The organism is Rhodovulum adriaticum (assembly GCF_004345735.1).
Taxonomy (GTDB): domain Bacteria; phylum Pseudomonadota; class Alphaproteobacteria; order Rhodobacterales; family Rhodobacteraceae; genus Rhodovulum; species Rhodovulum adriaticum.
In genome coordinates, this window is record NZ_SLXL01000005.1 from 95,407 (window position 1) to 121,265 (window position 25,859).

Annotated in this window: 26 protein-coding genes; 18 read left to right on the top strand and 8 right to left on the bottom strand. The window is 69.7% G+C overall.

All coding sequences use genetic code 11. The annotated features are described in order from the left end of the window. The first annotated feature begins 94 nt into the window (after window positions 1–94). Window positions 95–973 carry a YiiX/YebB-like N1pC/P60 family cysteine hydrolase gene (locus EV656_RS09380; protein ID WP_132602780.1) on the top strand — a complete coding sequence of 293 codons (879 nt, stop codon included), beginning with the start codon at window positions 95–97 and terminating at the stop codon, window positions 971–973. Here the strand turns inward: EV656_RS09380 and EV656_RS09385 are convergent. From EV656_RS09385 to EV656_RS09405, 5 genes are read right to left on the bottom strand one after another with little or no spacing between them, the layout of a single operon-like run. After that, a complete protein-coding gene (locus EV656_RS09385; protein WP_132602783.1) occupies window positions 964–2,058 on the bottom strand; it encodes an ABC transporter ATP-binding protein in 1,095 nt (364 codons plus the stop codon). The genes EV656_RS09380 and EV656_RS09385 overlap by 10 nt on opposite strands. Further along, the gene (locus EV656_RS09390) at window positions 2,058–3,695 is read right to left on the bottom strand and encodes an alpha-amylase family glycosyl hydrolase (protein ID WP_132602786.1); all 1,638 of its coding nucleotides are present in this window, start codon (window positions 3,693–3,695) and stop codon (window positions 2,058–2,060) included. Before EV656_RS09390 ends, EV656_RS09385 begins: the two co-directional genes overlap by 1 nt. Window positions 3,696–3,703: 8 nt before the next feature. Next, window positions 3,704–4,846: a carbohydrate ABC transporter permease gene (locus EV656_RS09395; protein WP_132602789.1), complete on the bottom strand. Its 1,143-nt coding sequence runs from the start codon at window positions 4,844–4,846 to the stop codon at window positions 3,704–3,706. Further along, entirely contained in the window at window positions 4,846–5,826 is a 981-nt protein-coding gene (locus EV656_RS09400) for a carbohydrate ABC transporter permease (RefSeq protein ID WP_132602792.1), read from the bottom strand. The genes EV656_RS09395 and EV656_RS09400 overlap by 1 nt, the downstream gene beginning before the upstream one ends. 9 nt (window positions 5,827–5,835) lie before the next feature. Beyond that, window positions 5,836–7,188, bottom strand: coding sequence for an ABC transporter substrate-binding protein (locus EV656_RS09405; protein ID WP_132602795.1), 1,353 nt, complete (start codon window positions 7,186–7,188; stop codon window positions 5,836–5,838). Between the two features lie 237 nt (window positions 7,189–7,425). Here EV656_RS09405 and EV656_RS09410 point away from each other — a divergent pair, with 237 nt between their 5' ends. The 4 genes from EV656_RS09410 (at window position 7,426) to mtnA (ending at window position 11,870) form a co-directional block, all read left to right on the top strand. After that, window positions 7,426–8,439, top strand: a complete 1,014-nt coding sequence (locus EV656_RS09410) for a LacI family DNA-binding transcriptional regulator (RefSeq protein WP_132602798.1) — start codon at window positions 7,426–7,428, stop codon at window positions 8,437–8,439. 2 nt (window positions 8,440–8,441) lie between these two features. Then, the gene (locus tag EV656_RS09415; protein ID WP_132602801.1) at window positions 8,442–9,767 is read left to right on the top strand and encodes a GH1 family beta-glucosidase; all 1,326 of its coding nucleotides are present in this window, start codon (window positions 8,442–8,444) and stop codon (window positions 9,765–9,767) included. Beyond that, on the top strand, window positions 9,764–10,705 hold the full coding sequence (locus EV656_RS09420) for a glucokinase (RefSeq protein WP_132602804.1): 942 nt from the start codon (window positions 9,764–9,766) through the stop codon (window positions 10,703–10,705). Before EV656_RS09415 ends, EV656_RS09420 begins: the two co-directional genes overlap by 4 nt. 73 nt (window positions 10,706–10,778) lie before the next feature. After that, complete coding sequence (mtnA, locus tag EV656_RS09425; protein ID WP_132602807.1) at window positions 10,779–11,870, top strand: S-methyl-5-thioribose-1-phosphate isomerase; 1,092 nt, start codon at window positions 10,779–10,781, stop codon at window positions 11,868–11,870. On the opposite strand, the gene aroQ is transcribed toward mtnA, so the two are convergent. After that, window positions 11,867–12,304 carry a type II 3-dehydroquinate dehydratase gene (aroQ, locus tag EV656_RS09430; protein WP_132602811.1) on the bottom strand — a complete coding sequence of 146 codons (438 nt, stop codon included), beginning with the start codon at window positions 12,302–12,304 and terminating at the stop codon, window positions 11,867–11,869. The genes mtnA and aroQ overlap by 4 nt on opposite strands. Window positions 12,305–12,553: 249 nt before the next feature. Here aroQ and EV656_RS09435 point away from each other — a divergent pair, with 249 nt between their 5' ends. From EV656_RS09435 to cobJ, 7 genes are all read left to right on the top strand, one after another. Then, a complete protein-coding gene (locus EV656_RS09435) occupies window positions 12,554–13,036 on the top strand; it encodes an NUDIX hydrolase (protein WP_132602814.1) in 483 nt (160 codons plus the stop codon). A gap of 65 nt (window positions 13,037–13,101) precedes the next feature. Then, a complete protein-coding gene (gene ubiG / locus EV656_RS09440) occupies window positions 13,102–13,812 on the top strand; it encodes a bifunctional 2-polyprenyl-6-hydroxyphenol methylase/3-demethylubiquinol 3-O-methyltransferase UbiG (protein WP_132602817.1) in 711 nt (236 codons plus the stop codon). Window positions 13,813–13,833: 21 nt separating this feature from the next. Next, window positions 13,834–16,404, top strand: coding sequence for an FAD-dependent tricarballylate dehydrogenase TcuA (gene tcuA / locus EV656_RS09445; RefSeq protein ID WP_279432465.1), 2,571 nt, complete (start codon window positions 13,834–13,836; stop codon window positions 16,402–16,404). 105 nt (window positions 16,405–16,509) lie between these two features. After that, on the top strand, window positions 16,510–17,526 hold the full coding sequence (locus tag EV656_RS16795; protein WP_242469122.1) for a hypothetical protein: 1,017 nt from the start codon (window positions 16,510–16,512) through the stop codon (window positions 17,524–17,526). A gap of 106 nt (window positions 17,527–17,632) precedes the next feature. Beyond that, on the top strand, window positions 17,633–18,262 hold the full coding sequence (locus EV656_RS09455; protein ID WP_132602823.1) for a precorrin-8X methylmutase: 630 nt from the start codon (window positions 17,633–17,635) through the stop codon (window positions 18,260–18,262). Continuing rightward, window positions 18,259–18,987, top strand: coding sequence for a precorrin-2 C(20)-methyltransferase (gene cobI, locus EV656_RS09460; RefSeq protein WP_132602826.1), 729 nt, complete (start codon window positions 18,259–18,261; stop codon window positions 18,985–18,987). The genes EV656_RS09455 and cobI overlap by 4 nt, the downstream gene beginning before the upstream one ends. After that, complete coding sequence (gene cobJ, locus EV656_RS09465; protein ID WP_132602829.1) at window positions 18,984–19,736, top strand: precorrin-3B C(17)-methyltransferase; 753 nt, start codon at window positions 18,984–18,986, stop codon at window positions 19,734–19,736. Before cobI ends, cobJ begins: the two co-directional genes overlap by 4 nt. On the opposite strand, the gene EV656_RS09470 is transcribed toward cobJ, so the two are convergent. Next, complete coding sequence (locus tag EV656_RS09470; RefSeq protein ID WP_132602832.1) at window positions 19,709–20,464, bottom strand: cobalt-precorrin-6A reductase; 756 nt, start codon at window positions 20,462–20,464, stop codon at window positions 19,709–19,711. The genes cobJ and EV656_RS09470 overlap by 28 nt on opposite strands. Here EV656_RS09470 and cbiE point away from each other — a divergent pair. Genes cbiE through cobF form a run of 6 tightly spaced genes read left to right on the top strand, consistent with a single transcriptional unit; the run spans window position 20,463 to window position 25,576 of the window. Next, complete coding sequence (gene cbiE, locus EV656_RS09475; RefSeq protein WP_132602835.1) at window positions 20,463–21,662, top strand: precorrin-6y C5,15-methyltransferase (decarboxylating) subunit CbiE; 1,200 nt, start codon at window positions 20,463–20,465, stop codon at window positions 21,660–21,662. The two genes, EV656_RS09470 and cbiE, sit on opposite strands and share 2 nt — an antisense overlap. After that, window positions 21,659–22,027: a cobalamin biosynthesis protein gene (locus EV656_RS09480; protein WP_132602838.1), complete on the top strand. Its 369-nt coding sequence runs from the start codon at window positions 21,659–21,661 to the stop codon at window positions 22,025–22,027. The genes cbiE and EV656_RS09480 overlap by 4 nt, the downstream gene beginning before the upstream one ends. Next, entirely contained in the window at window positions 22,024–22,803 is a 780-nt protein-coding gene (gene cobM / locus EV656_RS09485; RefSeq protein WP_132602841.1) for a precorrin-4 C(11)-methyltransferase, read from the top strand. The genes EV656_RS09480 and cobM overlap by 4 nt, the downstream gene beginning before the upstream one ends. Continuing rightward, window positions 22,793–24,109: a cobyrinic acid a,c-diamide synthase CobB gene (locus EV656_RS09490; RefSeq protein ID WP_132602844.1), complete on the top strand. Its 1,317-nt coding sequence runs from the start codon at window positions 22,793–22,795 to the stop codon at window positions 24,107–24,109. Before cobM ends, EV656_RS09490 begins: the two co-directional genes overlap by 11 nt. Further along, window positions 24,106–24,837 (top strand): uroporphyrinogen-III C-methyltransferase, encoded by a 732-nt coding sequence (gene cobA / locus EV656_RS09495; RefSeq protein ID WP_132602847.1) that lies wholly within the window; start codon window positions 24,106–24,108, stop codon window positions 24,835–24,837. The genes EV656_RS09490 and cobA overlap by 4 nt, the downstream gene beginning before the upstream one ends. Further along, window positions 24,830–25,576 carry a precorrin-6A synthase (deacetylating) gene (cobF, locus tag EV656_RS09500; protein ID WP_132602850.1) on the top strand — a complete coding sequence of 249 codons (747 nt, stop codon included), beginning with the start codon at window positions 24,830–24,832 and terminating at the stop codon, window positions 25,574–25,576. Before cobA ends, cobF begins: the two co-directional genes overlap by 8 nt. On the opposite strand, the gene EV656_RS16550 is transcribed toward cobF, so the two are convergent. Then, on the bottom strand, window positions 25,545–25,718 hold the full coding sequence (locus tag EV656_RS16550; protein WP_165918978.1) for a hypothetical protein: 174 nt from the start codon (window positions 25,716–25,718) through the stop codon (window positions 25,545–25,547). The two genes, cobF and EV656_RS16550, sit on opposite strands and share 32 nt — an antisense overlap. Between the last annotated feature and the right edge of the window lie 141 nt (window positions 25,719–25,859).

The window sequence follows — 25,859 nt, forward strand, 5'->3', positions numbered from 1 at the left end:
CAGAAATCCACTCTAAGCGATTGGTTTCCCTACCGGTCTATGCGTTACGCGCGCCTGCGGTGATGTTTCCGCACTTTACCGGATGGGGCGTGGTGTGAGGGGCCGTTGGCGCCCATACCGGATCGCGGGGCTGGCCTGTGCGCTGACCGCGGCGTTGGCCGGATGCACCCCCCTCCTCCCCGGCGGTGACACCCCCGATGGCACACCGGCCGAGATCCTGGCCGGGTGTTGCGATCGGATCGGGGCCTATCCCGACTGGATGATCCGCCTTGCCGATGCCAATGCAGAGCCGCTGCGCCGCCTGGGCCTGATCCAGTTGCGCCCCGGTTGGATGAGTGGGCAGCCCGCCGCACGCACCCTGCTGGAGGACGCGTTGCGGCCGATGGATGTGCTGTTCTTTCATTCGGACAACCGGGTCTCCGGCCTGCTGATCCCCGGTCAATTCACCCACGGGGCCGTCTATATCGGGACAGAGGCGCAGCTGCGCGCGGCCGGGCTGTGGCACCTGCCTGCGCTGGCCCCCTGGCGCGACAGCATCGCGGCGGGCAACACCTACCTGGAATCCGTGGATGGCGGCGTGCGCCTGATCGGGGGCGATGTGGTGCTGGATACCGACACTGTCGTGGCGTTGCGCCCGCGCGGGGTGGATCGGGCTGCGGTGCTGCGCCGGGGGCTGGCGCGGATGGGGGTGCCGTTCGATATGCGATTCGACGCGGGCGATCCCTCGGCCCTGTTCTGTGCCGAGCTGATCGCACTGATGTTCCCCGCGGCAGACCTGCCGCGCACCCCGGTTGTCACGCGCGAAACGATCCTGATCGACGGCATCGTGGCCGGGGCGCTGAGCGGCGATCTGCCCTTTGACCTGATCGGCTATGTCGAGGCGACGCCGGGCGGCGGGGCGCGGGCGCTGTCGAGGCACGATCTGGCGCGGACCATCGCCGCGCAATGGGCAAGGCGCCCCACTCAGCGGTAAAGCAGCGACACGCCCCCCGCGAACAGGTGCACCCGGCCCGGATCGGCCGCCATGCGCAGGGTCTGCCCGCGCAGGCCGGTATGGATGCCGGGCAGCTTGGCCACCACCGGATCGGCGCCGTCGGCATGCGGCGCGAAATGCAGCTGCGTGACCTCGCCCAAGGCCTCGACAATCTCGACCTGCCCGGCAAAGGCATGCGCCGCCCCGTCGGTCGGGCGCAGATCCTCTGGCCGGATGCCGACATTGACGGCCATGCCCTTGTCGCCCGGGCGGGTCGGGATATTGGCCGCGACAAGGCCGCCGCCTGCGGCCATGCGGACCTGCGTGACCTCGCCCGTTTCGGCCACCTCGCCGGGCAGCAGGTTCATCGCGGGGCTGCCGATGAACCGGGCCACAAATTCCGACCGGGGTTTTTCATACAACTCCAGCGGCGGACCGGCCTGGGCGATGCCCTTGTCGGCCAGAACCACGATGCGGTCGGCCAGGGTCATCGCCTCTACCTGGTCGTGGGTGACGTAGATCATCGTGCTGTCCGGCATCGCCTCGGCCAGTTGGGCGATCTCGATCCGGGTGGCCACGCGCAGGGCCGCGTCAAGGTTCGAGAGCGGTTCGTCGAACAGATAGACCTTGGGGTCGCGCACGATGGCCCGGCCGATGGCGACGCGCTGGCGCTGGCCGCCCGACAGGGCCTTGGGCAGGCGATCCAGATAGGGGTCCAGTTGCAGGGTCTGCGCCGCGCGGGCCACGGCGGCGTCGATCTCTGCCCGGCTTTTCCCGGCGATCTTCAGGGAAAAGGCCATGTTATCCCGAACGCTCATGTGCGGGTACAGCGCATAGGACTGGAACACCATCGCAATGCCCCGGCTGGCGGGCGGTACATCGTTCATCCGCACGCCGTCGATTTCCAGCGTGCCTGCGGTGATCCGCTCCAACCCCGCGATCATCCGCAACAGCGTTGACTTGCCACAGCCCGAAGGGCCGACAAAGACGATGAATTCGCCGGTGTCGATATGCAGATCGATGTCTTTCAGCACCTCGACCGGGCCAAAGCTTTTGCCAATGCCCGACAGCTTGAGTTCCGCCATCAGCCTGCCCCCTTGTTGTTCAGCATCAGGCAGGGTTGCCACGGCCCCAGATGCACCCGCCCGTCGGTGCCGGGATGGGCGGCGTTGATTTCACCCCCCACGGCCAGCCAATCGCCCGGCGGCAGGTCCAGCGCGGCCGGCGCGTCCCCTAGGTTGATCGCACAGAACATCCGCACGTCCCCCGCAACGCGTTCGAATATCAGCACATCGCCCTCGGCCCGCATGTCCGTCAGCGCCCCACGGGCCAGCACCGGGTTGGCATGGCGAAACGCGATGGCCCGGCGGTAGTGGTGAATGATCGCCTCGGGCGCGTGTTCCTGCGCATCGACCGCGTGGGACAGATGCGCAGGCGGCACCGGCAGCCAGGTATGGGGCGCTGCGGAAAACCCGCCATGCAGGCCCTGTTCCTGCCAGACCATGGGGGCACGGCAGCCGTCGCGGCCCTTGAACTCTGGCCAGAAGGCGATGCCATAGGGATCTTGCAGCGCCTCGAAGGGCACCTCGGCCTCGGGCAGGCCCAACTCCTCCCCCTGGTACAGGCAGACAGTGCCGCGCAGGCAGATCAGCAGTGTCAGATAGGCGCGCAGCGCGGCGGGCGACAGATGCCAGCGCGTGACATGGCGCACCACGTCATGGTTCGACATCGCCCAGCACACCCAGCCATCGGCGGCCACCTGGCCCAGTTTCGCATAAAGCGCGGCGATGGCCGCCGCCGACAGCGGCGTGTTGCCCAGGAACTGAAAGGCATAGCACATCTGCACCTTGTCCCCGCCGCCGGTATATTCGCCCAGGATTTCCAGATCGCGCTGCGCGTCGCCGACCTCGCCCAGGGCGACCGCGCCGTAGCCATCCAGCACGGCGCGGAACCGGCGCAGGAAATCCAGGTTTTCCGGCTGGTTCTTGTCGTAGAGGTGCAGCTGGTGGTTATACGGGTTCACGCGGGGCGCGATGTTGTCGTTGCGATCCTGGGGCGGCAGGGGCGGGTTGTCGCGCAGCGCCTTGTCCGCGAAGTAAAAGTTGATCGTATCCAGCCGGAACCCATCCACGCCCCGATCCAGCCAGAACCGCGCGACATCCAGCAGCGCGCCCTGCACCGCAGCGCAATGCAGGTTCAGGTCGGGCTGGCTGGCGAGGAAATTATGCAGGTAATACTGTTCGCGCCCGCCATCCCAGGCCCAGGCCGAGCCCCCAAAGATCGACAGCCAGTTGTTGGGCGGCGTGCCGTCCGGTTTCGGATCGGCCCAGACATACCAGTCGGCGCGCGGATTGTCCCGGCTGGCGCGGCTTTCGACGAACCAGGGGTGCTGATCCGAGGAATGCGACAGCACCAGGTCGATCATCACCCGCAGGCCCAGCGCATGCGCCGTTCCCACGATGCAGTCGAAATCGGCCAGGCTGCCGAACATCGGATCGACATCGCAGTAATCGCTGACATCATAGCCGAAATCCTTCATCGGCGAGGTGAAGAAGGGCGAGATCCAGACCGCATCCACCCCCAGCGAGGCGACATAGGGCAGCCGCCGGGCGATCCCCAGCAGATCGCCGATCCCGTCGCCGTTACTGTCCTGAAAGCTGCGCGGATAGATCTGATAGATCACCGCGCCGCGCCACCATTCCGGGTCTGTTGCCAGCGCCATGCCGCCCCCTATTTGACCGAACCCGCCAGCAGCCCCCGCACCAGGTAACGCTGCAGCGTGAAGAACACCAACAAGGGCACCGCGATCGAGGTAAAGGCCGCCGCCGCCAGGATGCCCCAATCCCCCCCGCGCGAGCCCAGCAGGTCATCGGCGATCTTGACCGTCATCACCTTGGCCTCGTCGCTGGAGGGCAGGAAAACCTTGGCCACAAGCAGATCGTTCCAGACCCACAGGAACTGAAAGATCGCGAAACTGGCCAGCGCCGGAAACGACAGCGGCAGCACGATCCGGGTAAAGACCTGGAAATCGGTCGCCCCGTCCACCTTGGCGCATTCGATGATGTCGCGGGGCAGCCCGGCCATGTAGTTGCGCAACAGGTACACCGCCAGCGGCAGGCCGAACCCGGTATGGGCCATCCAGATCCCGACAAAGCTTTGGCCGATGCCGACCGTCTGGTGCAGTTTCAGCAGCGGCACCAGCGCCAGTTGCAGCGGCACCACCAACAGCCCCACCACCGCCGCGATCAGCAGGCCCCGGCCCGGAAACTCCATCCAGGCCAGGGCATAGGCGGCAAAGGCGGCGATCAGGATGGGGATGACCGTGGCCGGGATCGTGACCGTCAGCGTGTTGATAAAGGCCTGCCCCATCGCATCGGCCCCCAGCACGCGGGCGTAATTGTCCAGCGAGAACCGCGGCGGCGTGGCCGCCTGAAAATAGATGTTGGGGCCGCGGCGGCCGAAATCCTCGGGCGCGGTGACGCGGAACGCGCCATCCGGCTGCACGCTCACCGTGCCGCCGCGCCGCAGATCGGCCACCGCGCCGGGGGCAAAACCCGCCGGATCGCGCCCGGTGATGCCGAACCCCGTCACCCGCCCCGCCGCGCCCGCATAGCCGTCGCTGTCGAACACGTTGCCGACAATAACGTATTGCCCGCCCTCCTGCACCGCCGCGCCCGCATCGGCGCGCATGCGATAGGTCTGTTCCACCGCAAAGGGCGCCTGCCACCAGCCGGTGGCGGAAATCTGGTCGCGATCGCGAAACGAGGACACCAGCAGCCCCGCGGTCGGGATCAGCCACAACACCACCAGCGCCAGCACCGTCAGGTTCACCGCCCAGGTCAGGCGCGACTTGTGCCCCGCGACGCCCTGCATCAGCGTAACTCCTTGCGGGCCTGGCGGATGTTCCAGACCATCACCGGCAGCACCAGCACCATGATGACAAAGGCCACCGCCGTCGCCCGCCCGTCATCGCGGAACATGTAACCCATCATGTAAGAGGGCAGGATCTGGGTGCCGAAATTGCCGCCGGTCATCGTGTAGACGATATCGAACACCTTCAGCACCAGGATCGTGATCGTCGTCCAGACCACTACGATGGTACCCATGATCTGCGGCACCTTGATGCGGAAAAAGATCTGAAAGGGGTTCGCCCCGTCGATGATCGCGGCCTCTACCGTTTCCTCGGGGATGCCGCGCAGGGCGGCCGACAGGATCACCATGGCGAAACCGGTCTGGATCCAGATCAGCACCATCATCAGGAAAAAGTTGTTCCAGAACGGGATTTGCAGCACGTCCACCGGGTTGTCCGCCCCCAGCGCGGCGCGGATCGCATTGATCAGCCCGATATCGGCCTCGTTCGCATAGACGAATTTCCAGATCAGCGAGGCCCCGACAAAGGAAATCGCCATCGGCATGAAGATCATGGATTTCGCCAAGTTGCCCCAGCGCAGCCGGTCGGTCAGTTGGGCCGAGACCAGCCCGATGAACGTGGCCGCCGCCGGCACCACCAGCACCCACAGCAGGTTGTTGAACACCGCCGTTCGGAATGTTTCATCGGCGGCAAGGCTGGCATAGTTGCCCGCCCCGATGAATTCGTCCCCGTCCCGGTCGAACAGCGAACGCCAGAACGAGCCCACGACCGGATAGACCAGGTACAACCCCAGCGCCGCCATCGCCGGGAACAGGAACAGCCAGGGCCGCACCGCGTTCGCCCGGCTGATATTGCGCCCCGGATCGGGCCCGCGCGCCGGAAAGATCACCCGGTCCAGCACAAGGTTGGAAAGGTAGAAATACCCCACGCAGCCCCCGACCCCGATCAGGATCGTCACCAGGCCCTGAACCAGCGGCGACATCCGCGCGCCCTACCGCAGCGCGTCCCAGCGGGCCTGAATGTCCCGGGCCACTGCCTTGGCCCCCTCGCCGGTGGTATAGGCGACCATGCCCTTCCAGAACGCATCCGCGCCGATTTCCCCCGGCATCAGGTCCGACCCGTCAAAGCGGAAGGTGGTGGCGTTGGTCAGGATCTCGCCCTGCGCGCGCAGGCTGTCGGTGGCATAGGCCTGCGGGTTGGCGGCCTTGTAGGGCGTCAGAAAACCCGACTGCGCCATCCAGACCTCATGCGCGATCGGCGTTTTCAGGAACTCGACAAAAGCGCGGGCGGCCGGGCTGTCCTGCATGATGGCCCACAGCGTGCCCGCCCCCAGAACGGGCGTGCCCAGATCCTTGCCCGCATAGGCCGGGAAATAGAAGAAATCGACATCCAGCCCCATCTCGGCCCCTTCGGGGAAGAAGGTGGGAATGAAGCTGGCCTGCCGGTGCATGTAGCATTCAGGCGGGAAGGAAAACAGACCGGCGGGGCTGTCGCGAAAATCGGTGGTGGCGACATTGGCCGCGCCCCCGGCCACGAAATCGTCGTTGCGCGCGAACCAGCCGAACTCTTCGATCGCGGCGATCACGCGCGGATCGTCAAAGGGCATCTCGTTGGCGACCCAGGCGTCATAGACCTCGGGCGGCTGGGTGCGCAGCATCAGATCCTCGACCCAGTCGGTGGCGGGCCAGCCCGTCGCCGCGGCGGACCCCAGGCCGATGCACCATGGCGTGCCGCCCTCTGCGGCGATGGTGACGGTCAGGTCTTTCAACTCTTCCATCGTCTGGGGGATGTCATATCCCGCCTCGTCGAAATTGTCGGGCACGTACCAGACCAGCGATTTCAGATCGACCTTGTAGAAGAACCCGAACAGCGCCTCTTGCCCCTCTGCATCCGCGTAGGTGCCCAGATCGACCCAGCTGTCCCCGGCGGCATAGTTCGACCGCACCCATTCGGCGGTGTCCGCCCCCAGCGGCGCCAGATAGCCGCGCCGCGCCATGTCCGCGGCCAGCCCCGGTTGCGGAAAGACCGCGATATCGGGGGGCGAACCGGCCTGCGCGGCGATCACCACATCCTGTTCGAAACTGTCCGAGCCGGAATAGTTCACGGTCGCGCCGGTTGCGGCCTCGAAATAGGCCAGAACGCTTTCGACCAGATCCTTGTCCGCGCCGGTCCACGGGCCGGTGATGGTCAGAACCTCGCCGGACAGATCGGTTTCGGAAAAGCTGTCGAAACTCTCCCAGTTGAACCGCGCATCCTCGCCCGGGGCGAACAGCAACTCTTGCGCCTGCGCCGTTCCGGCCGCCAAGGCAAGGACGGCCGCACAGGACATCCGCTTGGTATTCATGGCACTCCTCCCATCGGCGCGCTGCACCGCGCCTGATCGTTGCGATGCCCCGCGCCCACGGTCGGCCGGGGCAATGTTCTGCACCAACGCTTGCCCATCGGCCGCGCCCTGTCAACCGAGGGCGGCAGAGGCGTCCGCGCGCTCTCGCGCTCTGCCACTTTCCTTTGACCCTGCGCCCGCGGCGGCGTTAACCTTTGGCCCCGAGGCAATGCGCGGGACGCGCGGGGGCAGGGAAACATGAACCTCAAGGAATTGTCGCGGCTCCTGGGTCTGTCGCAGACTACGGTCAGCCGGGCGCTGAACGGCTATCCCGAGGTCGCCGAGGCCACCCGCAAGCGCGTGGAACAGGCGGCGCAGGACCATGGCTACCGCCCGAACGCGCGGGCGCGCGGGCTGGCCACCGGGCGGGCGATGGCCGTGGCGCAGGTGATCCCGGCGGACTGGCTGGGCATGCTGGCCAATCCCATCCTGGCCGAGGCCGTGGCCGGCGCGACAGAGGCCTTTGCCGCGGCCGGGTACGAAACCACGCTGGCCCCTGTGACCGATGCCGCCGCCGCCACCGCCTATGGCGACATGGCCGCGCGCGGGGCGGTGGACGGCGCCCTGGTGCACATGCCCGCCGTGCTGGACCCGCATATCGCCGCGCTGGAGGAAACGCGCCTGCCCTTCGTCGTGCATGGCCAACCGCTGACCGTCGACGCGGCCTATCCCTGGGTCGGCCTGAACGGGGTCGAGGCCGCGCGCCAGGCCACGCGGCTGCTGCTGCGCGGCGGGCACAGTCGGATCGGCCTGATAAACGGCCCCACGGGGTTGGCGCTGTCGGCACAGCGCGCGCAGGGCTACCGCTCGGTCGTCAAGCGGCGCGGGCTGGACATGGCCCCCGACCTGATCCGCCATTGCGCGCTGAGCGAGATGGCCGGCCACGATGCCGCCGCCGCATTGCTGGACAGTGCCACGCCCCCCACCGCCCTGCTGACGGCGACCTTGCCCCAGGCCCTGGGCGCGGCGCGCGCCGTGGCAGAGCGCAGCGGCCAGGTTGCGCTGGCCACCCATGACGACGTGTTCGACATGATGGGCGGGACAGAGGCGCCGCCGCGCTTTGCCGGGACGCGCGCGCCGATCCGTGAAACCGCGCGCCGCGCCGCCGAAATGCTGCTGGAACGGATCGCCGCCCCCGACACCCCGGCACAGGGCGAACGGGCCGCAATGCAGGTCGTCACCGATCCGGTGGTCCCCGCCCCCGGGGTCTAGCCATGCTGCCCCGCCGCACCGATTTCCCAAAGGGGTTCCTGTTCGGCACCGCCACCTCTGCCTACCAGATCGAGGGGTACGGCACGGGCGGTGCAGGCCCCACACATTGGGACAGTTTCGCCGCCACGCCGGGCAATGTGGCGGGCGCGGCCGACGGCGCGCGGGCCTGCGATCATTACCACCGCTTCGCGAACGATCTGGACCTTGTGGCGGGGGCGGGGTTCGACATCTACCGCTTTTCCACCTCGTGGGCGCGGGTGATGCCGGATGGGGGCACCTTGAACCCGCAGGGGCTGGATTTCTACGACCGGCTGGTCGATGCGATGCTGGCGCGCGGGCTGCGACCGGCGCTGACCCTCTATCACTGGGAACTGCCCGCCGCGCTGGCCGACCGGGGCGGCTGGGCGAACCGGGACACCGCAGAGCGTTTCGCCGATTTCGCCGCGCAGATCGCGCGGCGGCTGGGGGATCGGGTCTGGTCCTGGGCCACGATCAACGAACCCTGGTGCGTGTCCTGGCTCAGCCATTTCGAGGGGCACCACGCGCCCGGCCTGCGCGACATCCGCGCCACCGCGCGGGCAATGCACCATGTGGAGCTGGCCCACGGGCGGGCCCTGGCCGCGCTGCGGGCCGAGGGCATGGACAACTGCGGCGTGGTGCTGAATTTCGAACCCGCCCAGCCCGCCACGGACAGCCCCGCCACCCACGCCGCCACCGACCTGTTCGACGCGGTGATGAACCGCTTTTTCCTGGGGGCGATGACGCGCGGGGAATATCCCGACACGGTTCTGGCGGGGCTTGGCCCCCACATGCCCCCGGGCTGGGCGGCCGACATGCCCGCGATTGCGGCCCCGCTGGATTGGCTGGGGGTGAATTACTACACGATCAAACGCATCGACGCCGCCCCCGGCCCCTGGCCCGGCTGGCGCATCGCCCCGCCCCAGGGCGCAACAACCGACATGGGATGGGAAATCGCGCCCGACGCGCTGACCGGCCTGCTGGACCGGATCGCGGCGCAAACCGGCGACCTGCCGCTTTATGTCACCGAAAACGGCATGGCCGCACCGGACACGGTGCAGAACGGCAAGGTTCAGGATGACGACCGCATCGCCTATATCGCCGCACATCTGCGCGCCGCGCGTGCAGCCATCGACCGGGGCGTGCCGCTACGGGGCTATGTGGTCTGGTCGCTGATGGATAATTTCGAGTGGGCCTTTGGCTATGGCAAACGCTTCGGTCTGGTCCATGTGGATGTCGACACCCAGCGCCGCACGCCCAAGGCATCCTGGCACGCGCTGGCCCAAATGCTGACAGGGGACGGCACATGACCGCGCTTGTGGCGGATATCGGCGGCACCAATACCCGCGTCGCGCTGGCCGAGGGGGCAAAGGTGCTGGCCGACAGCGTGCGCCGGTATCGCAATGCCGACCATGACGGGCTGAACGGGGTGCTGGCGGCCTTCATGGCGCAGGCCGGGCATCCGGCGTTGACGGGGGCCTGCGTCGCGCTGGCCGGGCCGGTGCGCGACGGCGTGGGCCGGATGACGAACCTGGACTGGACCGTCACCGAAACCGATATCGCCGGGGTCACGGGCGCGGGGCGGGTCGCGCTGTTGAACGATTTGCAGGCCCAGGGCCACGCCCTGGACCACCTGCCCGGCGGCGCGCTGGCCCCGGTGCTGCCCGGGCCGCAGGCGCCCGGGGCGGCGCGGCTGGTGATCGGGCTGGGCACCGGGGTGAATGTCAGCGCCGTTCACCGCTGCGGGTCCGCGCTGATCGCGACAGCCGCCGAGGCGGGCCATGTCACCCTGCCCGCCATGCGGGCCGAGGAGCTGGCGCTTGCACAGCATGCCGCCGGGGCGGACGGCTTTGCCTCGGTCGAGGATGTGCTGTCCGGCCGGGGGGTGGAGGCATTGTTCGCCTGGGTCACGATGCGCGCGGGCACGCCCCGACGCATGACCGCCTCGCAGATCGTCGCCGCCGCCCCCGACGATGCCGGGGCCGAGGCCGCGCTGGAACTGTATACCCGGCTGCTGGGCCGCGTGGCGGGCGATCTGGCGCTGCACCACCTGCCCTTTGGCGGGATCTACCTGATCGGCGGCGTGGCCCGCGCGGTGACCCCGCACCTGCCCCGGCTGGGACTGGCTGACAGCTTTCGCGACAAGGGGCGGTTCGCCGGGTTGATGGAAGAATTTGCCATCCACACCCTGACCGACGATTATGCCGCCTTGACCGGATGCGCGGCCTGTCTGAACCATCCCGACTGAGACGACCGACCGCCTTTCGCCCCTGTCCGCACTTGGGCAAAATGCCCCGACCAAGAAGAGGGATACCCACGCCATGAAGATCGACGGCACCCATTACCGCTCCATCTGGCGCGAGGCGGACGGAACGGTGAAGATCATCGACCAGCGCTGGCTGCCGCATGAATTGCGCATCGTGCCGCTGACCAACCGCAAGGAATTCGCCGCTGCAATCCGCGACATGTGGGTACGCGGCGCACCGCTGATCGGGGCGACGGCGGCCTATGGGGTGGCGGTGCAAATGGCGCATGACCCCTCGGATGCGTCGCTGGCGGAAACCTGGGACGTGCTGCACGAAACCCGGCCCACCGCGATCAACCTGCGTTGGGCGCTGGATGAAATGACGCGCGTCCTGAAACCGCTGCCCGCCGCCGACCGGGCCACCGCCGCGTTCAAGCGCGCCGCCGAGATCTGCGACGAGGACGTTGAAACCAACCGCCAGATCGGCCTACACGGGCAGGAACTGATCCGCGAGATCGCCGCAAAAAAGGGCGGCGGGCGCGTCAACGTGCTGACCCATTGCAACGCGGGCTGGCTGGCGACCGTGGACTGGGGCACCGCGACCTCGCCCATCTATCACGCGATAGAGGCCGGGATCGACGTGCATGTCTTTGTCGATGAAACCCGCCCCCGCAATCAGGGCGCGCAACTGACCGCTTGGGAAATGCTGCATCACGGGGTCAGCCACGACCTGATCGTGGACAATGCCGGCGGCCACCTGATGCAGCACGGGGAAATCGACCTGTGCATCGTCGGCACCGACCGCACCACCGCCCAGGGCGATGTCTGCAACAAGATCGGCACCTATCTGAAGGCGCTGGCAGCCAAGGATAACAACGTGCCCTTCTACGTGGCGCTGCCCTCGCCCACCATCGACTGGACGGTGCGGGACGGCGTCGCCGAAATCCCGATCGAGGAACGCGCCCAATCCGAGGTCACCCATGTGCAGGGCAAGATGCCCAGCGGCGTAGTGGGTCAGGTGCTGATCTGCCCCGAGGGCAGCCCGGCGCGCAATCCCGCCTTTGACGTGACACCGGCACGGCTGGTGACCGGGCTGATTACCGAACGCGGGGTGGCCCCTGCCAGCGCCGAGGGGCTGGCCGCGATGTTCCCGGACCGCGCGTCCTAGGCGATCAGGCGCAACAACCGCGCCACTGCCAGTTCATAGCCCTGCACGCCGCACCCGGCGATCACGCCGTCGGCGCGCAGGGAAACGTATGAATGGTGGCGGAACGCCTCGCGCTGGTGGACGTTGGAAATGTGCACCTCGATCACCGGGCCGTCATAGGCGTTCAGCGCGTCCAGGATCGCCACGGATGTATGGGTATAGGCCGCGGGGTTGATGACGATCCCGGCGGCGCCTGCGCGCGCGCGATGGATCGTATCGATAATCTCGCCCTCGTGGTTCGACTGGAACAGTTGCACCTCAACCCCCGCCGCGCGGGCCAGTTCGGCACAGGCGCGCTCCACGTCGGCCAAGGTTTCGTGGCCATAGATCTCGGGCTGGCGCTGACCCAGCAGGTTCAGGTTCGGCCCGTTCAGGATGTAGATGCACTTGGCCATCGCGCCCTCCCCGCGGTTATCGCTGTGGCGGTCAAGGGCTAGCACAGCACCCCCGCGCCCGCCAGCGCCTTGCCCACCGCTGACGCGGCATCATGGCGCAAGGCCGCCCTATTTGCGGACAAGGCGATGCTTTCCTGTATCAACAGGCGGCGATTCGGGGCATATGACACGATACGACCTTTAAAACGCAAGGCTGCACCCCACGTGCAGACATCAGGCCTTTGCATTCCCGGTTTAAGCATTCCGAAAATGGACCAGCCCCTTCTTCCAGCCAGGGCCCGGCAGATCGCCGCGCTGCCCCTGCACCGCGACGCGGGCGGGCGGTTGCAGGTTCTGATGGTCACCTCTCGGCGCACGAAACGCTGGGTCATGCCCAAGGGCTGGCACATGGACGGCAAGAAACCCTGGCGCGCCGCTGAAATCGAGGCCCTGGAAGAGGCGGGCGCCGTCGGCCATATCGCCACCACGCCCATCGGCGAATACACCTACGACAAGATTCTGGACAACGGCGATGGCCTGCCCTGCACCGTCGAGGTGTTCCCGATGCTGGTCGACCGGCTGAAACGCAACTGGAAAGAGCGCAAGGAACGCAAGCGCCACTGGTTCAACCTGCGCCAGGCGGCCAAGCGGGTGGACGAACCCGACCTTGCCGCGTTGCTGAACCGCCTGCACAAGGATCAGGACAAACACCCGGAATTGCGCGCCCTGATCAAATCCGCCCGCGCACGCTGAGCCGCCCTTTACCTGCCCCGCAAGGGCGCCTAGCAAGGAACGGACCATCCCGCGAAGGTGCGCCCATGCCAGACAACACCCGCAACGACCTGACGATCTATGACGACGCCGCCGCGCAGTGGTGGTCGGACGACCTGCGATGGGTGCGGACCCTGCGCAACATGGTGCCCGGCCGGCTGGACTGGTTCGACCGCTTCGTGTCCTGGCCCGGCACGCAGGCGCTGGATCTGGGATGCGCCGGCGGCTTCATGGCCGAGGCGATGGACGCGCGCGGCGCCCAGGTGACGGGGATCGACCCCTCGGCCCCCGCGATCGCCGCCGCCCGCGCCCATGCCGCCCAGACCGGCCGCGACATCCGCTACGACACCGGGGTCGGAGAGGACCTGCCCTATCCCGACGCGGCCTTCGACATCGTGGTCTGCGTGGACGTGCTGGAACATGTGTCGGACCTGGATCGCGTTCTGGCGCAGGTGGCGCGCGTTCTGAAACCCGGCGGCACGTTCCTGTATGACACGATCAACCGGACCCTGCTGGCCCGCTTCGGCGTGGTCACGGTGGCCGAGGATATCCTGGGCCTGCTGCCGCGGGGCACCCATGACCCGGCGATGTTCATCCGCCCGAAAGAGCTGGACCGCGCCCTGACCGGGGCCGGGCTGGTTTGCGGCGAACGGGTCGGTCTGGGGCCGCGCGGGATCAACCGGCGGCTGGATTTCACCTTTGGCCCGCTGCCTGGCACGCCACTGCTGTATATGGGCGTTGCGCGCAAACCGGGCTGAGCGTTGCCGGAGCCGCCGACCATGCCCGCCCCAGCCACAGAGACCGGCCCCGCAGACCGCACGCAAGTGCTGGTGATCGGTGGCGGATTTGCCGGTCTGTGCGCCGCGATCCAGGCGGCGCGCGACGGGGCGCAGACCACCCTGCTGGATGCAGCACCGGCCCACCTGCGCGGCGGCAATGCCCGCCATTGCCGCAATATCCGGCTGGCCCATCTGGACGAAACCCCATGGCAGCGCGACACCTACCCGGTGGCAGAGTTCACAGCCGACATGGCCCGGATGGGCACGCCCGACGCCGCGCTTGCCGCTGTGCTGGCCGAAGGGGCGCGCGACCTGGGGCCGTGGCTGGCAGAACTGGGCGTCGCGTTCGAGCCGTGGGCCGATGGTAACCTGCCCTATTCGCGGCGCACCGCCTTTTTCCGCGGGGGCGGACAGGCGCTGGTGAACGCGCTGACCCGTGCCGCGCAGCGGGCGGGGGTGGAAATCCGCCACGAATGGCACGTCACGGCGCTACCCTGCCCGACGCAGACCGGCCCGCTGCGCGTGGCCGCCGACACGCCCGACGGGCACCGAACGATCCAGGCTGCCGCCCTGGTGCTGGCCTGCGGCGGATACGGGGGCGACCGCGACCGCCTGTCCGAAACGCTGGGGCCACGCGGCGCCGGGATCGCCAACCGGGGCACCCCGCATCAGCGGGGCGCGCCGCTGCACTGGCTGCTGGAAAACGGCGCGGCGGCGGCGGGCCAGCCGGGCGACGGACACCTGGTCGCCGTGGACGCCCGCGCCCCGCTGGACGATGCCGGAATCGTCAGCCGCGTGGACGGGATGCAGCTGGGCATCGTGGTGGACGCCACCGGGCACAGGTTCATGGACGAGGGCGAGACAGCCACGCCCGCGCGCTATTCCACATGGGGGCGGGCGCTGGCCGCGCGCCCCGACCCGCGCGCCTGGCTGGTGCTGGGCGCCGACACACTGCGCCACCTGCCGCCGATGCTGTATCCGCCGATCCGGGCGGACGGCGCCGCCGCGCTGGCCCTGCAAAGCGGGATCGATGCAGCGGGGCTGGCCGCCACGCTGGCGCAGGTCAACGCCCACCTGTCCGGCGGCCCGCCCCCGGACCCGCCGCGCAGCCGGTGGGACAAGGCACCCCTGGCCCCGCTGACCGGCCCGCTGGCCGCGATCCCGATGCAGCCCGGGCTGGCCTTTACCCGGCACGGGCTGGCCGTCGATGCCGGGGCGCGGGTGCAACTGACCAACGGCGCCCCGGCGCCCCGCCTGTTCGCGGCCGGAACAGCGATGTGCGGCGCGGTGCTGGGGCAGGGATATCTGTCGGGCACGGCGCTGACCATCGCCGGCGTGTTCGGGCGGATCGCCGGGGAAAACGCGGCGAGGCAAGCGCGCGAGGCCCCCGCCGCGCCCATCAAATGCCGAACCGCCGCCGCCCCGCGACCAGTCGCACCACCACCGCCCCCCTCCGCCGACCCGCTGGCCGAGGCCCGGCGCGCCCTGAACATCTGCAACACCTGCGGGTTCTGCACCGGGCTGTGCGACGTGTTCCCGGCGGCGCAGGCCCGCCCGGACCTGACCGCGGGCGACCTGCGCCACCTGGCGCATCTGTGCCACGATTGCCGGTCCTGCTATTACGATTGCCAATACGCCCCGCCGCACGATTTCGCCGTGAACGTGCCCGCCGCGATGGCAGAGATGCGGACCCGGGAATACCGCAGCACCCTGATCCCCCGCGGGCGCGAGGCCGCAATCATGGCGGCGGTGTTCACCCTGTGCCTGCTGGGCGTGCCGCTGGCCGCCCTGCTGGCCGTGCCTGCCCCGGTGCTGTTCGCGGTGCAAAGCGGGCCGGGCGCATTCTACGCCGTGATCCCGCACGGGGTCATGTCCGGGGGCGCGGCGCTGGCCTTTGGCGGGGCGGGGGCGCTGTTGGCGCTGCGTGTGGTGCGGTTCTGGCGCGCGGGCAGCGGCCCCGCGATGCGACTGAGCCCCGGCGCAATGGCCCGCGCACTTGGCGACGTGCTGCGCCTGCGCAACCTGGGCGGCGGTACGCCGGGGTGCGAAGATCGGGCCGGCCCCACCGGAACGGCGCGGCGATGGGCGCATCACCTGCTGGCCTACGGGTTCGGCCTGACCTTTCTGGCCACGATGGCAGGGGCGGTGCTGCACCGGGCCGGGCATTTGGCCCCCTACCCGCTGGCCAGCGCGCCGGTTCTGCTGGGCGGGGTGGGCGGTATCGCCATGCTGGCCGGGCTGGCGGGGCTGGAATGGCGGCGCAGGCACGCCGACCGCGCCCCGGCAACACCGGGGATGGAGCGGGCCGACCGGGTGCTGCGCGCCCAGCTGGCCGTTGTCGCGGCCTCTGGTCTGGTGCTGCTGGCCGCGCGCGATACCGCCGCGATGGGGGTGCTGCTGGCCCTGCACTTGGGCAGCGTTCTGGGGCTGGCGCTGTGCCTGCCCTTTGGCAAGCTGTCCCACGGTGCCTACCGCGCCGCGGCGCTGCTGCGCCACGCGGGCGAACGGGCGGCCTGGCGCGCACCCGGCTTGACATCCGCCGCCGATCGGGGGCATCACCCGGACCGCTAAGCCGCCCGCCGGAACGCCGCCGGTCAATGCGGCAAGAGGTCCAATCGCCCATCCCGGGCGCCCCGGACCGGCCCGACGATCACCAAACCGGGGGACCGGGACGCCATGCACGATATCCTTCGCGGCAGCCAGGGGCTGGACCACCCGGCAGCGCTGGACGACCTGGCCCAGGATCCGGCCCCGCTGATCGTGCTGTCGGGCGAAGAGGCCACCCTGGTCGCCTTTGCCGCCGGGTGGCATCGCGGCGGCGGATGCACGGGACGCCTGCCGGGCCTGCGGCTGACACGGCTGGACGCCCTGCGCGATCAGCACCGGGCCGAGCGGTATGCCGCGCGCACGCTGGCCGGGGCGCAGGGTATCCTTGTGCGTCCGGCGCAGGATCAGGCCGGGCTGGACCCCGTGCTGAACCGCATCGCGGCACTGGCCCGCGACACCGGCATCGCCTTGGCCATCCTGCCCGCTGGCGGGGCGCCCGATCCGCGCTCCAGCCTGCCGCTTTCCACCCTGAGCCGCCTGGCCGCGCTGTGCGACAGCGGCGGCGCGGTCGCCGCACAGGCGGCGCTGGCGCAACTGGCACTGGCGGCGGGGCTGTATGCCGGACCGGTCGCAGGCCCCAAGCTGTTGCCCCCGGTCGGCACCTGGACGCCCGAACATGGCCCTGGCTGCCCGCTGGCCGGGTTGGAACCGGATACCACCCGCCCACGCGTCGCGCTGTGCTTTGACCGGGCCGATCTGGCCGGGGCGGATATTGCCCCGATCGCAGCGCTGACCCATGCCCTGCGCGATCGCGGCTGCGCGGTCACCGCACTGTTCAGGGCCGACACGCAGGCCGACAGCGCATGGATGGCGCGGCAACTGACGGCGCTGGCCCCCGCGGCGATCCTGAGCACACGGCCCGGCGCCCCCGTTGCGGACAGCCCCGCGCCGGTGCTGGTGGCCGCCCTGCTGGAGGCCGACAAACCCGCTGCAACGCTGGCCCCGACACCCGATTTCGCCGGGATCGCAGCCATCCGCAGCGCCGGTGCACGCGACCCGCACCTGCAATTCACACCCCGCCGGTATGACATCTGCCCCGACCGTATCGCGGCCATCGCGAACCGGGTGATCGGGCGGATCGGCTGACCCCGGCGGCCCCCGGGGGCGTTTGAGGCTTGCCTCGCGCCGCCCTACATGGGATGTGGCCGGTCTGACGCACCCCAGGCGGAGCACACCGGAACGAGGCCAGGCGATGCCCCATGCTTATGAAAAAGACGGCGCGGCGATCTATGCGGAATCCTTCGCGATCATCCGGGCAGAGGCCGATCTGGCCCGGTTCGACGCGGACGAGGAACAGGTCGCGGTCCGCATGATCCACGCCGCGGGCATGGTGGACCTTGCCCCGCATATCCACTTCTCCCCTGGTTTCGTGACGGCCGCGCGCACCGCGCTGGAGGACGGCGCGCCGATCCTGTGCGACGCGCGCATGGTGTCCGAGGGCGTGACCCGCGCCCGCCTGCCCGCCGACAATCAGGTGATCTGCACCCTGTGGGCCGAGGGGATCGCCGAAAAGGCCGCCGCAATGGGCAACACGCGATCCGCCGCCGCGCTGGAACTATGGCGCCCGCACCTGGCCGGGGCGGTCGTCGCCATTGGCAACGCACCCACCGCCCTGTTCCACCTGCTGAACATGCTGGAAGACCCCGATTGCCCGCGCCCCGCCGCGATCATCGGCTGCCCGGTCGGCTTTGTCGGGGCGGCGGAATCCAAGGCCGCGCTGTGGGCCGAACAACCCGTGCCCTGCGGCATCATCGAGGGGCGGCTGGGCGGTAGCGCGATCACGGTTGCCGCCATCAACGCCATCGCGAGCCGCAAGGAATGACCACGGGCACCGTATACGGCCTGGGGCTTGGCCCCGGCGCAGCCGATCTGATGAGCGTGCGCGCCGACCGCCTGCTGCGCGCGGCCACCCATGTCGCCTATTTCCGCAAGGCGGGGCGCGCCGGACAGGCCCGCCAGATCGTTCAGGGGCTGATCCCCGAGGGGGCCGTCGAATTCCCGATGGAATACCCCGTCACCACTGAAATCCCGCTGGACGACCCGCGCTATAACCAGATCATGTCCGCCTTTTACGCCGACTGCACCGCGCATCTGCAGGCGCTGGCCCAGGGCGGCGCGGATGTGGTGGTGTTGTGCGAGGGCGATCCGTTCTTCTACGGCTCGTTCATGCATCTTTACACCCGGCTCAACGGCGTCGTCCCGGTCGAGATCGTGCCCGGCATCACCGGCATGTCGGCCGCCTGGACGGCCAGCGGCGCGCCGATCACCTGGGGCGACGACATCCTGACCGTGCTGCCCGGCACCCTGCCCGAGGATACCTTGGTCGAGGGCATAACGGGCGCGGATGCCCTGGTCGTGATGAAGATGGGCCGCCACCTGCCCAAGCTGCGCCGCGCGCTGGACCGCGCCGGGCGCTTGGCCGAGGCCTGGCTGGTCGAATACGCCGCCATGCCGAACCAGCGCGTAACGCGGCTGACCGAATACGCGGGCGAAACGGCGCCCTATTTCTCGATCCTTTTGCTGCACGGGCGGGGGCGGCGGCCATGAGCGGCTGGGTCGTCATCGCCGGGCTGGGCCCCGGATCGGACGCGCTGGTCACGCCAGAGGTGACGGTCGCGCTGGCGCAGGCAACCGACGTGGTGGGCTATGTCCCCTATGTGGCCCGCGTCGCCCCGCGCGCAGGGCTGGTGCTGCATGCCTCTGACAACCGGGTGGAACTGGACCGCGCGCGCCATGCGCTGGAAATGGCCGCAGCGGGGCGGCGCGTGGTCGTCGTATCCTCGGGCGATCCGGGGGTGTTCGCCATGGCCTCGGCCGTGTTCGAGGCGGTAGAGGCCGGGCCAGACGCATGGCGCGACCTGGACATCCGCGTCCTGCCCGGCATCACCGCGATGCTGGCCGCCGCCGCGCGCGCGGGCGCACCCCTGGGGCACGATTTCTGCGCGATCAACCTGTCCGACAACCTGAAACCCTGGACGCTGATCGAAAAACGCCTGCGCCTGGCGGTTGAGGCCGATTTCGCCATGGCCTTTTACAACCCGCGATCCAAGGCCCGGCCCGAGGGGTTCGCCCGCGCACTGGACGTTCTGCGCGCGGCCTGTGGCGATGCCCGCCCGGTGATCTTTGCCCGTGCGGTATCCACCCCCGAAGAGGCGATCCGCACCGTCCCCCTGACCGAGGCCACCCCCGAGATGGCCGATATGCGCACCGTGGTCATCGTGGGTTCTTCCCTGACGCGGATCATCGCGCGAAACGGGGCGCCCATCGTCTATACCCCGAGGTTCACCCCGGAATGAGCCAGCCAGTCCAGAACCTGGTCCGGCGTTGCGCATTCGGGCCGCACGGGCAGGGCCGGCCGGTCGATCATCAGCACCGGCAGGTTCAGGGCGCGCGCCGCGTCGATCTTGGCCCGCGCGCCGGTGCCGCCTGCGTTCTTGGACACCACCAGGTCGATTGCGTGCTCTTGCATCAGGGCGCGGTCGCCCGCCTGGGTGAATGGCCCGCGCGAGATCACGGCGACATGATCGGGCAAGGGCGGCGGCGCATCCGGCGCATCCACCAGTCGCAACAGGTAGAAATGCTGCGGCTGGGCGGCAAAGGCATCCAGATGCATCCGCCCCACGGCCAGCATAACCCGGCGCGCGGGACCGGCCAGCGCGTCTACCGCGGCAGGGATGTCGGCCACACGCTGCCAGCGGTCGTCGGGCTGTTCGTCCCATGCCGGGCGGGTCAGGGCGATCAGCGGCACACCCTCGGCGGCGCAGGCGTCAGCGGCGTTCCGGCTCATCTGCGCGGCAAAGGGATGGGTGGCATCGACCACATGCGTTACCGCATTATCGCGCAGCCAGGCACGCAGGCCCGCGACACCACCAAACCCGCCACTGCGCGTGGGGATCGGCTGGGGTTTGGGCCGGTCCACCCGGCCCGCATAGGACAGCACCGCCGGGATATCGCGCCCGGCCACAACGCGGGCCAGCGCGCTGGCCTCGGTCGTGCCGCCAAGGATCAAGAGGTTGGGTCGCATGGCTAAGGCTCCTTGGCTGACCATCGTTGGGTTGGGCGAAGATGGCCCGGACGGCCTGCCGCCCGCAAGCCGCGCCGCGCTGGACGCCGCCGAAATCGTGATGGGCCCGCCCCGGCACCTGGCCCTGCTGCCCGATCTGGGGGCCGAGCGGGTGGAATGGCCCGCACCCTTTGCCGATGGCCTGCCGCTGCTGCATGGAATGCGCGGGCGGCGGGTCGTCGTGCTGGCCTCGGGCGATCCGTTCTGGTTCGGCGCGGGCAGCGTGATCGCGCGAGAATTCGACCCGGGCGAGTGGCGCGCCCTGCCCGGCCCGTCCACCTTTTCGCTGGCCGCCGCCCGGCTGGGCTGGCCGTTGGAGGTCACGCTATGCCTGGGCCTGCACGCCGCGCCCCTGGCCCGGCTGCGCCCGCACCTGGCACGCGGCGCGCGTGCGCTGGTGCTGGTGCGCGACGGCGCGGCGGTGCACGATCTGGCCCGCTGGCTGTGCGGGCAGGGGTTTGGCGCCAGCACCCTGTGGGTGATGCAGGCGCTTGGCGGCCCGCGCGAACATGTGCGCCGCGCCACCGCCGACACCCTGGATTTCGACGATATCGCCCACCCGGTCTGCGTCGGGCTGGATTGCGCCGGCAACGGCGCCACGATCCCGGCGGCCAGCGGCTGGCCTGACGAGGTGTTCGCCCATGACGGCCAGATCACCAAGCGCCCGGTGCGCGCGCTGACCCTGTCGGCCCTGGCCCCGCATCCGGGTGAACAGCTGTGGGATATCGGCGGCGGGTCGGGTTCTATCGCGATCGAATGGCTGGCCTGCCACCCGTCGCTGTCCGCCACCAGCATAGAGGCCGACCCCGACCGCGCCGCCCGCATCCGCGCCAATGCGGATGCCCTGGGGGCCGACCGCCTGCGCGTGGTGCAGGGCTGCGCGCCGGACGCGCTAGCGGATCTTGCCCCGCCCGATACGGTGTTCATCGGCGGGGGGCTGTCGCAGGCGTTGCTGACCGATCTGTGGGCGCGGCTGACCCCCGGCGTGCGGATCGTGGCCAACGCCGTCACGCTGGAATCCGAGGCACTGCTGACCACATGGCAAGCCGATCACGGCGGCGATTTGCTGCGGCTGGAGTTGTCCCACGCGCAACCGCTGGGGGGCAAGCGCGGCTGGCGCGCGGCCTACCCCATCGTGCAATGGAGCGTGACACGATGAGGGTAGCAGGCTTCGGCTTTCGACAGGCCGCGACGGTGGACAGCCTGACCGATGCGCTGGCGCAGGCCGGGGGCGCCGTGGGGCTGGCCGCGCTGGCCGCGCCCGCGGACAAGGCCGCCGCGCAATGCCTGGCGGGTCTTGCCGCGCGGCTGGGCCTGCCGATCCAACCCGTGCCCGCCGACCGGCTACGCGCGATCGACACCCCGACGCAGGCCGCCCGCGTACTGGCCGCGCGCGGCACCGGATCGGTGGCAGAGGCCGCCGCGCTGTCCGCTGCCGGGCCCGGCGCGCGACTGCTGAGTTCCCGCCAGATTTCCACCGACCGGATGGCCAGTTGCGCCATCGCAACCGGAGACACGCCATGACCGTTCATTTCATCGGCGCCGGCCCCGGCGCCCCCGACCTGCTGACCCTGCGCGGGCGCGACCTGATCGCGACCTGCCCGGTCTGCCTGTATGCCGGGTCGCTGGTGCCAGAGGCAATCTTGGACCATTGCCCCCCCGGCGCGCGGATCGTGAACACCGCGCCCCTGGACCTGGACGCCATCGTCGCCGAGTGCCGCGCCGCCCATGACGCAGGTCACGACGTGGCGCGGCTGCATTCGGGCGATCTGTCGGTCTGGTCGGCGATGGGCGAACAACTGCGCCGCCTGCGGGCCGAGGGCATCCCGGTCAGCGTCACGCCCGGCGTGCCCTCCTTTGCCGCGGCGGCGGCCGCATTGGGCACGGAACTGACCCTGCCGGGACTGGCGCAATCGGTGGTGCTGACCCGCACGCCGGGGCGGGCGTCATCGATGCCAGAGGGCGAAAGCCTGGCCAATTTCGCCGCCACCGGCGCGACGCTGGCCATTCACCTGTCGATCCACAACCTAGGCACCGTGGTCGCCGACCTGACACCGCATTACGGCGCCGATTGCCCGGTCGCCATCGTCTATCGCGCCAGTTGGCCGGAACAGCAGATCCTGCGCGGCACGCTGGCCACCATCCAGAATGCGATGCCCGACGATATCGAACGCACGGCGCTGATTCTGGTCGGCCCGGCCCTGGGGGGCGAGGGGTTCGACGAAAGCTGCCTGTACGCGCCCGATTACGACCGGCGTTTCCGCCCGCAACGGGCAACCGGAGGGCACGATGGGGACTAGCCCGCCCGGCCTGGTGATCGCCGCCCCCGCCTCGGGCAGCGGCAAGACGACCCTGATGCTGGGCCTGCTGCGCGCCCTGCGCGAGGCCGGGTTGCGGGTGCAACCGTTCAAGAACGGCCCCGATTACATCGACCCGGCCTTTCACCGGATCGCTGCGGGGCGGGCGTCCTACAACCTGGACCTTTGGGCGATGGGCGGGGGGCTGTTGCAGGCCATCGCCGCGCAGGCGGGGGACGCGGACATCGTGATCGCCGAGGGGGCGATGGGTCTGTATGACGGCACGCTGACGCCGGGCGTGTCGGGACGCGGGTCCAGCGCGGAACTGGCGCGCGCCTTTGGCTGGCCGGTGGTGCTGGTGCTGGATGTGGGCGGGCAGGCGCAATCGGCGGCGGCCACGGCCCTGGGCTTTGCCCGCCATCCCGACGCGCCGCCGCTGGCCGGCGTGATCCTGAACCGGCTGGGCGGGGCACGCCACGCCGACATGATCCGCGCGGAAATGGACCGATTGGGCATCGCCGTTCTGGGCGCCCTGCCCCGCCGACCGGAAATCACCCTGCCCGAACGCCACCTGGGGCTGGTGCAGGCGCAGGAACATGCCGATGCCGAGGGCGCGATTGCGCAACTGGCCGCGCTGATGCGCGACCATGTCGATCTGGACGCCCTGCGCGCCGCGGCCCGCACCGCCCCCACAGCTACCGCCGCGGACTGGCCGCGCCCGCCCGCGCAGCGGATCGCACTGGCCCGGGACGCGGCGTTTTCCTTTACGTACCCGCACCTTCTGGAGGGCTGGCGCCGCGCGGGGGCGGAAATTCTGCCGTTTTCACCCCTGGCCGATCAGGCGCCCGATCCCTCTGCCGATCTGGTCTGGCTGCCCGGCGGTTATCCGGAACTGCATGCCGGCCGACTGGCGGCGGCAGGCACCTTTCTGGACGGTCTGCGCCGCCATGCCGAAACGCGCCCGGTGCATGGCGAATGCGGCGGCTACATGGTGCTGGGGCAGGCGCTGGTCGATGGGGACGGGCAGCGCCACGCGATGGCGGGTCTGCTGGGCCTTGTGACCAGCTATGAACACCGCCGGTTGCACCTGGGCTATCGCCGCGCCACGCTGGCCGCAGACATGCCCGGCGCCGCGCAAGGGGCGGTGTTGAACGGGCACGAATTCCATTATTCCACCATACTGGAACAGCCCGATCCGCCGCTGGCCCACGTCACCGATGCAAACGGGCGCGCCGTGCCCGAAACCGGGTCGGTCCGGGGGCGGGTCACGGGCTCTTTCTTTCACCTCATCGCAGAGGCTGCCGCATGACAGGTTTCGTCAGTTTCGTCAGTTCCGGGCCGGGCGATCCCGAGCTTTTGACCCTCAAGGCCGTGGATCGCCTGAAACGCGCCGACGCGGTGCTTTTCGACGATCTGTCCTCGGGGCCGATCCTGACCCATGCGCGGGCCGGGGCCGACCTTGTGGGGGTGGGCAAGCGGGCGGGCCGGGCCTCGCCCCGGCAGGACCATGTCAGCCGGTTGCTGGTGGATTACGCCGCCACCGGACAGCGCGTGGTGCGGCTGAAATCGGGCGATGCGGGGCTGTTCGGCCGCCTGGAAGAGGAAATCACCGCGCTGGAAGCCGCCGGCATCGGCTATGAAATCGTGCCCGGCGTCACCTCGGCCTGTGCGGCGGCGGCGGTGGCGGGCCTGCCGCTGACCCGGCGGCTGACCGCGCGGCGGGTGCAGTTCGTCACCGGCCATGACGTAACCGGCCAGTTGCCCCGCGATATCGACCTGGCGGCCCTGGCCGATCCGCATGCGACCACGGTGGTCTATATGGGGCGGCGCACCTTTCCCGACCTGGCCCGCGCGCTGATGGAGCGCGGCCTGCCCGGCGACACCCCCGCCCTGCTGGCCGAGGGCGTGACGACAGAGGCCCAGACCCTGACCCGCAGTACCGTGGCGGGGCTGGCGGCGGGCGCGCTGGATACCGGATCGCCCGCGCCCGCGCTTATCCTTTACGGCCCCCTGGTAGGGGAGGCGGGCGATGGATGAACTGCTGCTGATCGGTATCGGCACCGGCAACCCCGACCACCTGACGCTACAGGGCGTGGCGGCGATCCGGTCCGCCGATGTGATCCTGATCCCGCGCAAGGGCGCGGACAAGGCCGACCTGGCCGATCTGCGGCGCGAAATCTGCGCCGGCATTCTGGGGGACGACACCGCCCGTATCGTGGAATTCGATCTGCCCCGCCGCGCGTCCGAGGGCGATTACCTTGCCAATGTCGAGGATTGGCACGACGCCATCGCGCAGGCCTGGACCCGGGCCATTGCCGCCACCCCCGGCCCCGCACCGCGCAAGGTGGCGCTGCTGATCTGGGGCGACCCGTCGCTGTATGACAGTTCCCTGCGCATCGCCGGGCGGCTGTCGCCCGCGCCGCAGATCACCGTCCTGCCCGGCATCACCGCATTGCAGGCCCTGTGTGCCGCCCACCGCATGCCCCTGAACCGGGTCGGAGCCCCCTTTCTGGTGACCACCGGGCGGCGGCTGCGGGAAAACGGCTGGCCTGCGGATGCGGATACGGTTGCCGTGATGCTGGACGGCAGTTGTGCCTTTACCACGCTGGACCCGGCCGGGCTGTCGATCTGGTGGGGCGCCTATCTGGGCATGCCGAACGAGCTGACCCTGTCCGGCCCGCTGGCCGACACCGCCCCCCGGATACAGGCGCTGCGGGACGAGGCCCGCGCGCGCCATGGCTGGATCATGGACATCTATCTGCTGCGCCGGGGCTGATGGCCCCGTCCGCCGCAGCCTTGGCCGGATCGTTTTCGCCACTGGCCGGCGGCGTGCGCCGGGGCGGTTCTGCGCGCGGGTCCAGATCGGGGCGCGGCCCCAGGCCCGGCACCAGCGTCAGCGCCAGTGCGGCGGTCATCATATTGCCGTGAAACAACATCTTTCGGTTCCTTTCATCGGTGGCGGCAAAAGGGCCGCACGCAGAAAGGACGAAGGGGGATCGAAGGCACGAACAGGCCACGCAGGCCGATCCGGGCCAGACGCGCACCCCGGCGTCCGGTGG

Excerpts from the sequence above, each read along its gene's own strand:
- EV656_RS09385 (WP_132602783.1), bottom strand. The coding sequence starts at position 2,058 with ATGGCGGAACTCAAGCTGTCGGGCATTGGCAAAAGCTTTGGCCCGGTC.
- EV656_RS09390 (WP_132602786.1), bottom strand. The coding sequence starts at position 3,695 with ATGGCGCTGGCAACAGACCCGGAATGGTGGCGCGGCGCGGTGATCTAT.
- EV656_RS09395 (WP_132602789.1), bottom strand. The coding sequence starts at position 4,846 with ATGCAGGGCGTCGCGGGGCACAAGTCGCGCCTGACCTGGGCGGTGAAC.
- EV656_RS09400 (WP_132602792.1), bottom strand. The coding sequence starts at position 5,826 with ATGTCGCCGCTGGTTCAGGGCCTGGTGACGATCCTGATCGGGGTCGGG.
- EV656_RS09405 (WP_132602795.1), bottom strand. The coding sequence starts at position 7,188 with ATGAATACCAAGCGGATGTCCTGTGCGGCCGTCCTTGCCTTGGCGGCC.
- EV656_RS09410 (WP_132602798.1), top strand. The coding sequence starts at position 7,426 with ATGAACCTCAAGGAATTGTCGCGGCTCCTGGGTCTGTCGCAGACTACG.
- EV656_RS09415 (WP_132602801.1), top strand. The coding sequence starts at position 8,442 with ATGCTGCCCCGCCGCACCGATTTCCCAAAGGGGTTCCTGTTCGGCACC.
- EV656_RS09420 (WP_132602804.1), top strand. The coding sequence starts at position 9,764 with ATGACCGCGCTTGTGGCGGATATCGGCGGCACCAATACCCGCGTCGCG.
- mtnA (WP_132602807.1), top strand. The coding sequence starts at position 10,779 with ATGAAGATCGACGGCACCCATTACCGCTCCATCTGGCGCGAGGCGGAC.
- aroQ (WP_132602811.1), bottom strand. The coding sequence starts at position 12,304 with ATGGCCAAGTGCATCTACATCCTGAACGGGCCGAACCTGAACCTGCTG.
- EV656_RS09435 (WP_132602814.1), top strand. The coding sequence starts at position 12,554 with ATGGACCAGCCCCTTCTTCCAGCCAGGGCCCGGCAGATCGCCGCGCTG.
- ubiG (WP_132602817.1), top strand. The coding sequence starts at position 13,102 with ATGCCAGACAACACCCGCAACGACCTGACGATCTATGACGACGCCGCC.
- tcuA (WP_279432465.1), top strand. The coding sequence starts at position 13,834 with ATGCCCGCCCCAGCCACAGAGACCGGCCCCGCAGACCGCACGCAAGTG.
- EV656_RS16795 (WP_242469122.1), top strand. The coding sequence starts at position 16,510 with ATGCACGATATCCTTCGCGGCAGCCAGGGGCTGGACCACCCGGCAGCG.
- EV656_RS09455 (WP_132602823.1), top strand. The coding sequence starts at position 17,633 with ATGCCCCATGCTTATGAAAAAGACGGCGCGGCGATCTATGCGGAATCC.
- cobI (WP_132602826.1), top strand. The coding sequence starts at position 18,259 with ATGACCACGGGCACCGTATACGGCCTGGGGCTTGGCCCCGGCGCAGCC.
- cobJ (WP_132602829.1), top strand. The coding sequence starts at position 18,984 with ATGAGCGGCTGGGTCGTCATCGCCGGGCTGGGCCCCGGATCGGACGCG.
- cbiE (WP_132602835.1), top strand. The coding sequence starts at position 20,463 with ATGGCTAAGGCTCCTTGGCTGACCATCGTTGGGTTGGGCGAAGATGGC.
- EV656_RS09470 (WP_132602832.1), bottom strand. The coding sequence starts at position 20,464 with ATGCGACCCAACCTCTTGATCCTTGGCGGCACGACCGAGGCCAGCGCG.
- EV656_RS09480 (WP_132602838.1), top strand. The coding sequence starts at position 21,659 with ATGAGGGTAGCAGGCTTCGGCTTTCGACAGGCCGCGACGGTGGACAGC.
- cobM (WP_132602841.1), top strand. The coding sequence starts at position 22,024 with ATGACCGTTCATTTCATCGGCGCCGGCCCCGGCGCCCCCGACCTGCTG.
- EV656_RS09490 (WP_132602844.1), top strand. The coding sequence starts at position 22,793 with ATGGGGACTAGCCCGCCCGGCCTGGTGATCGCCGCCCCCGCCTCGGGC.
- cobA (WP_132602847.1), top strand. The coding sequence starts at position 24,106 with ATGACAGGTTTCGTCAGTTTCGTCAGTTCCGGGCCGGGCGATCCCGAG.
- cobF (WP_132602850.1), top strand. The coding sequence starts at position 24,830 with ATGGATGAACTGCTGCTGATCGGTATCGGCACCGGCAACCCCGACCAC.
- EV656_RS16550 (WP_165918978.1), bottom strand. The coding sequence starts at position 25,718 with ATGATGACCGCCGCACTGGCGCTGACGCTGGTGCCGGGCCTGGGGCCG.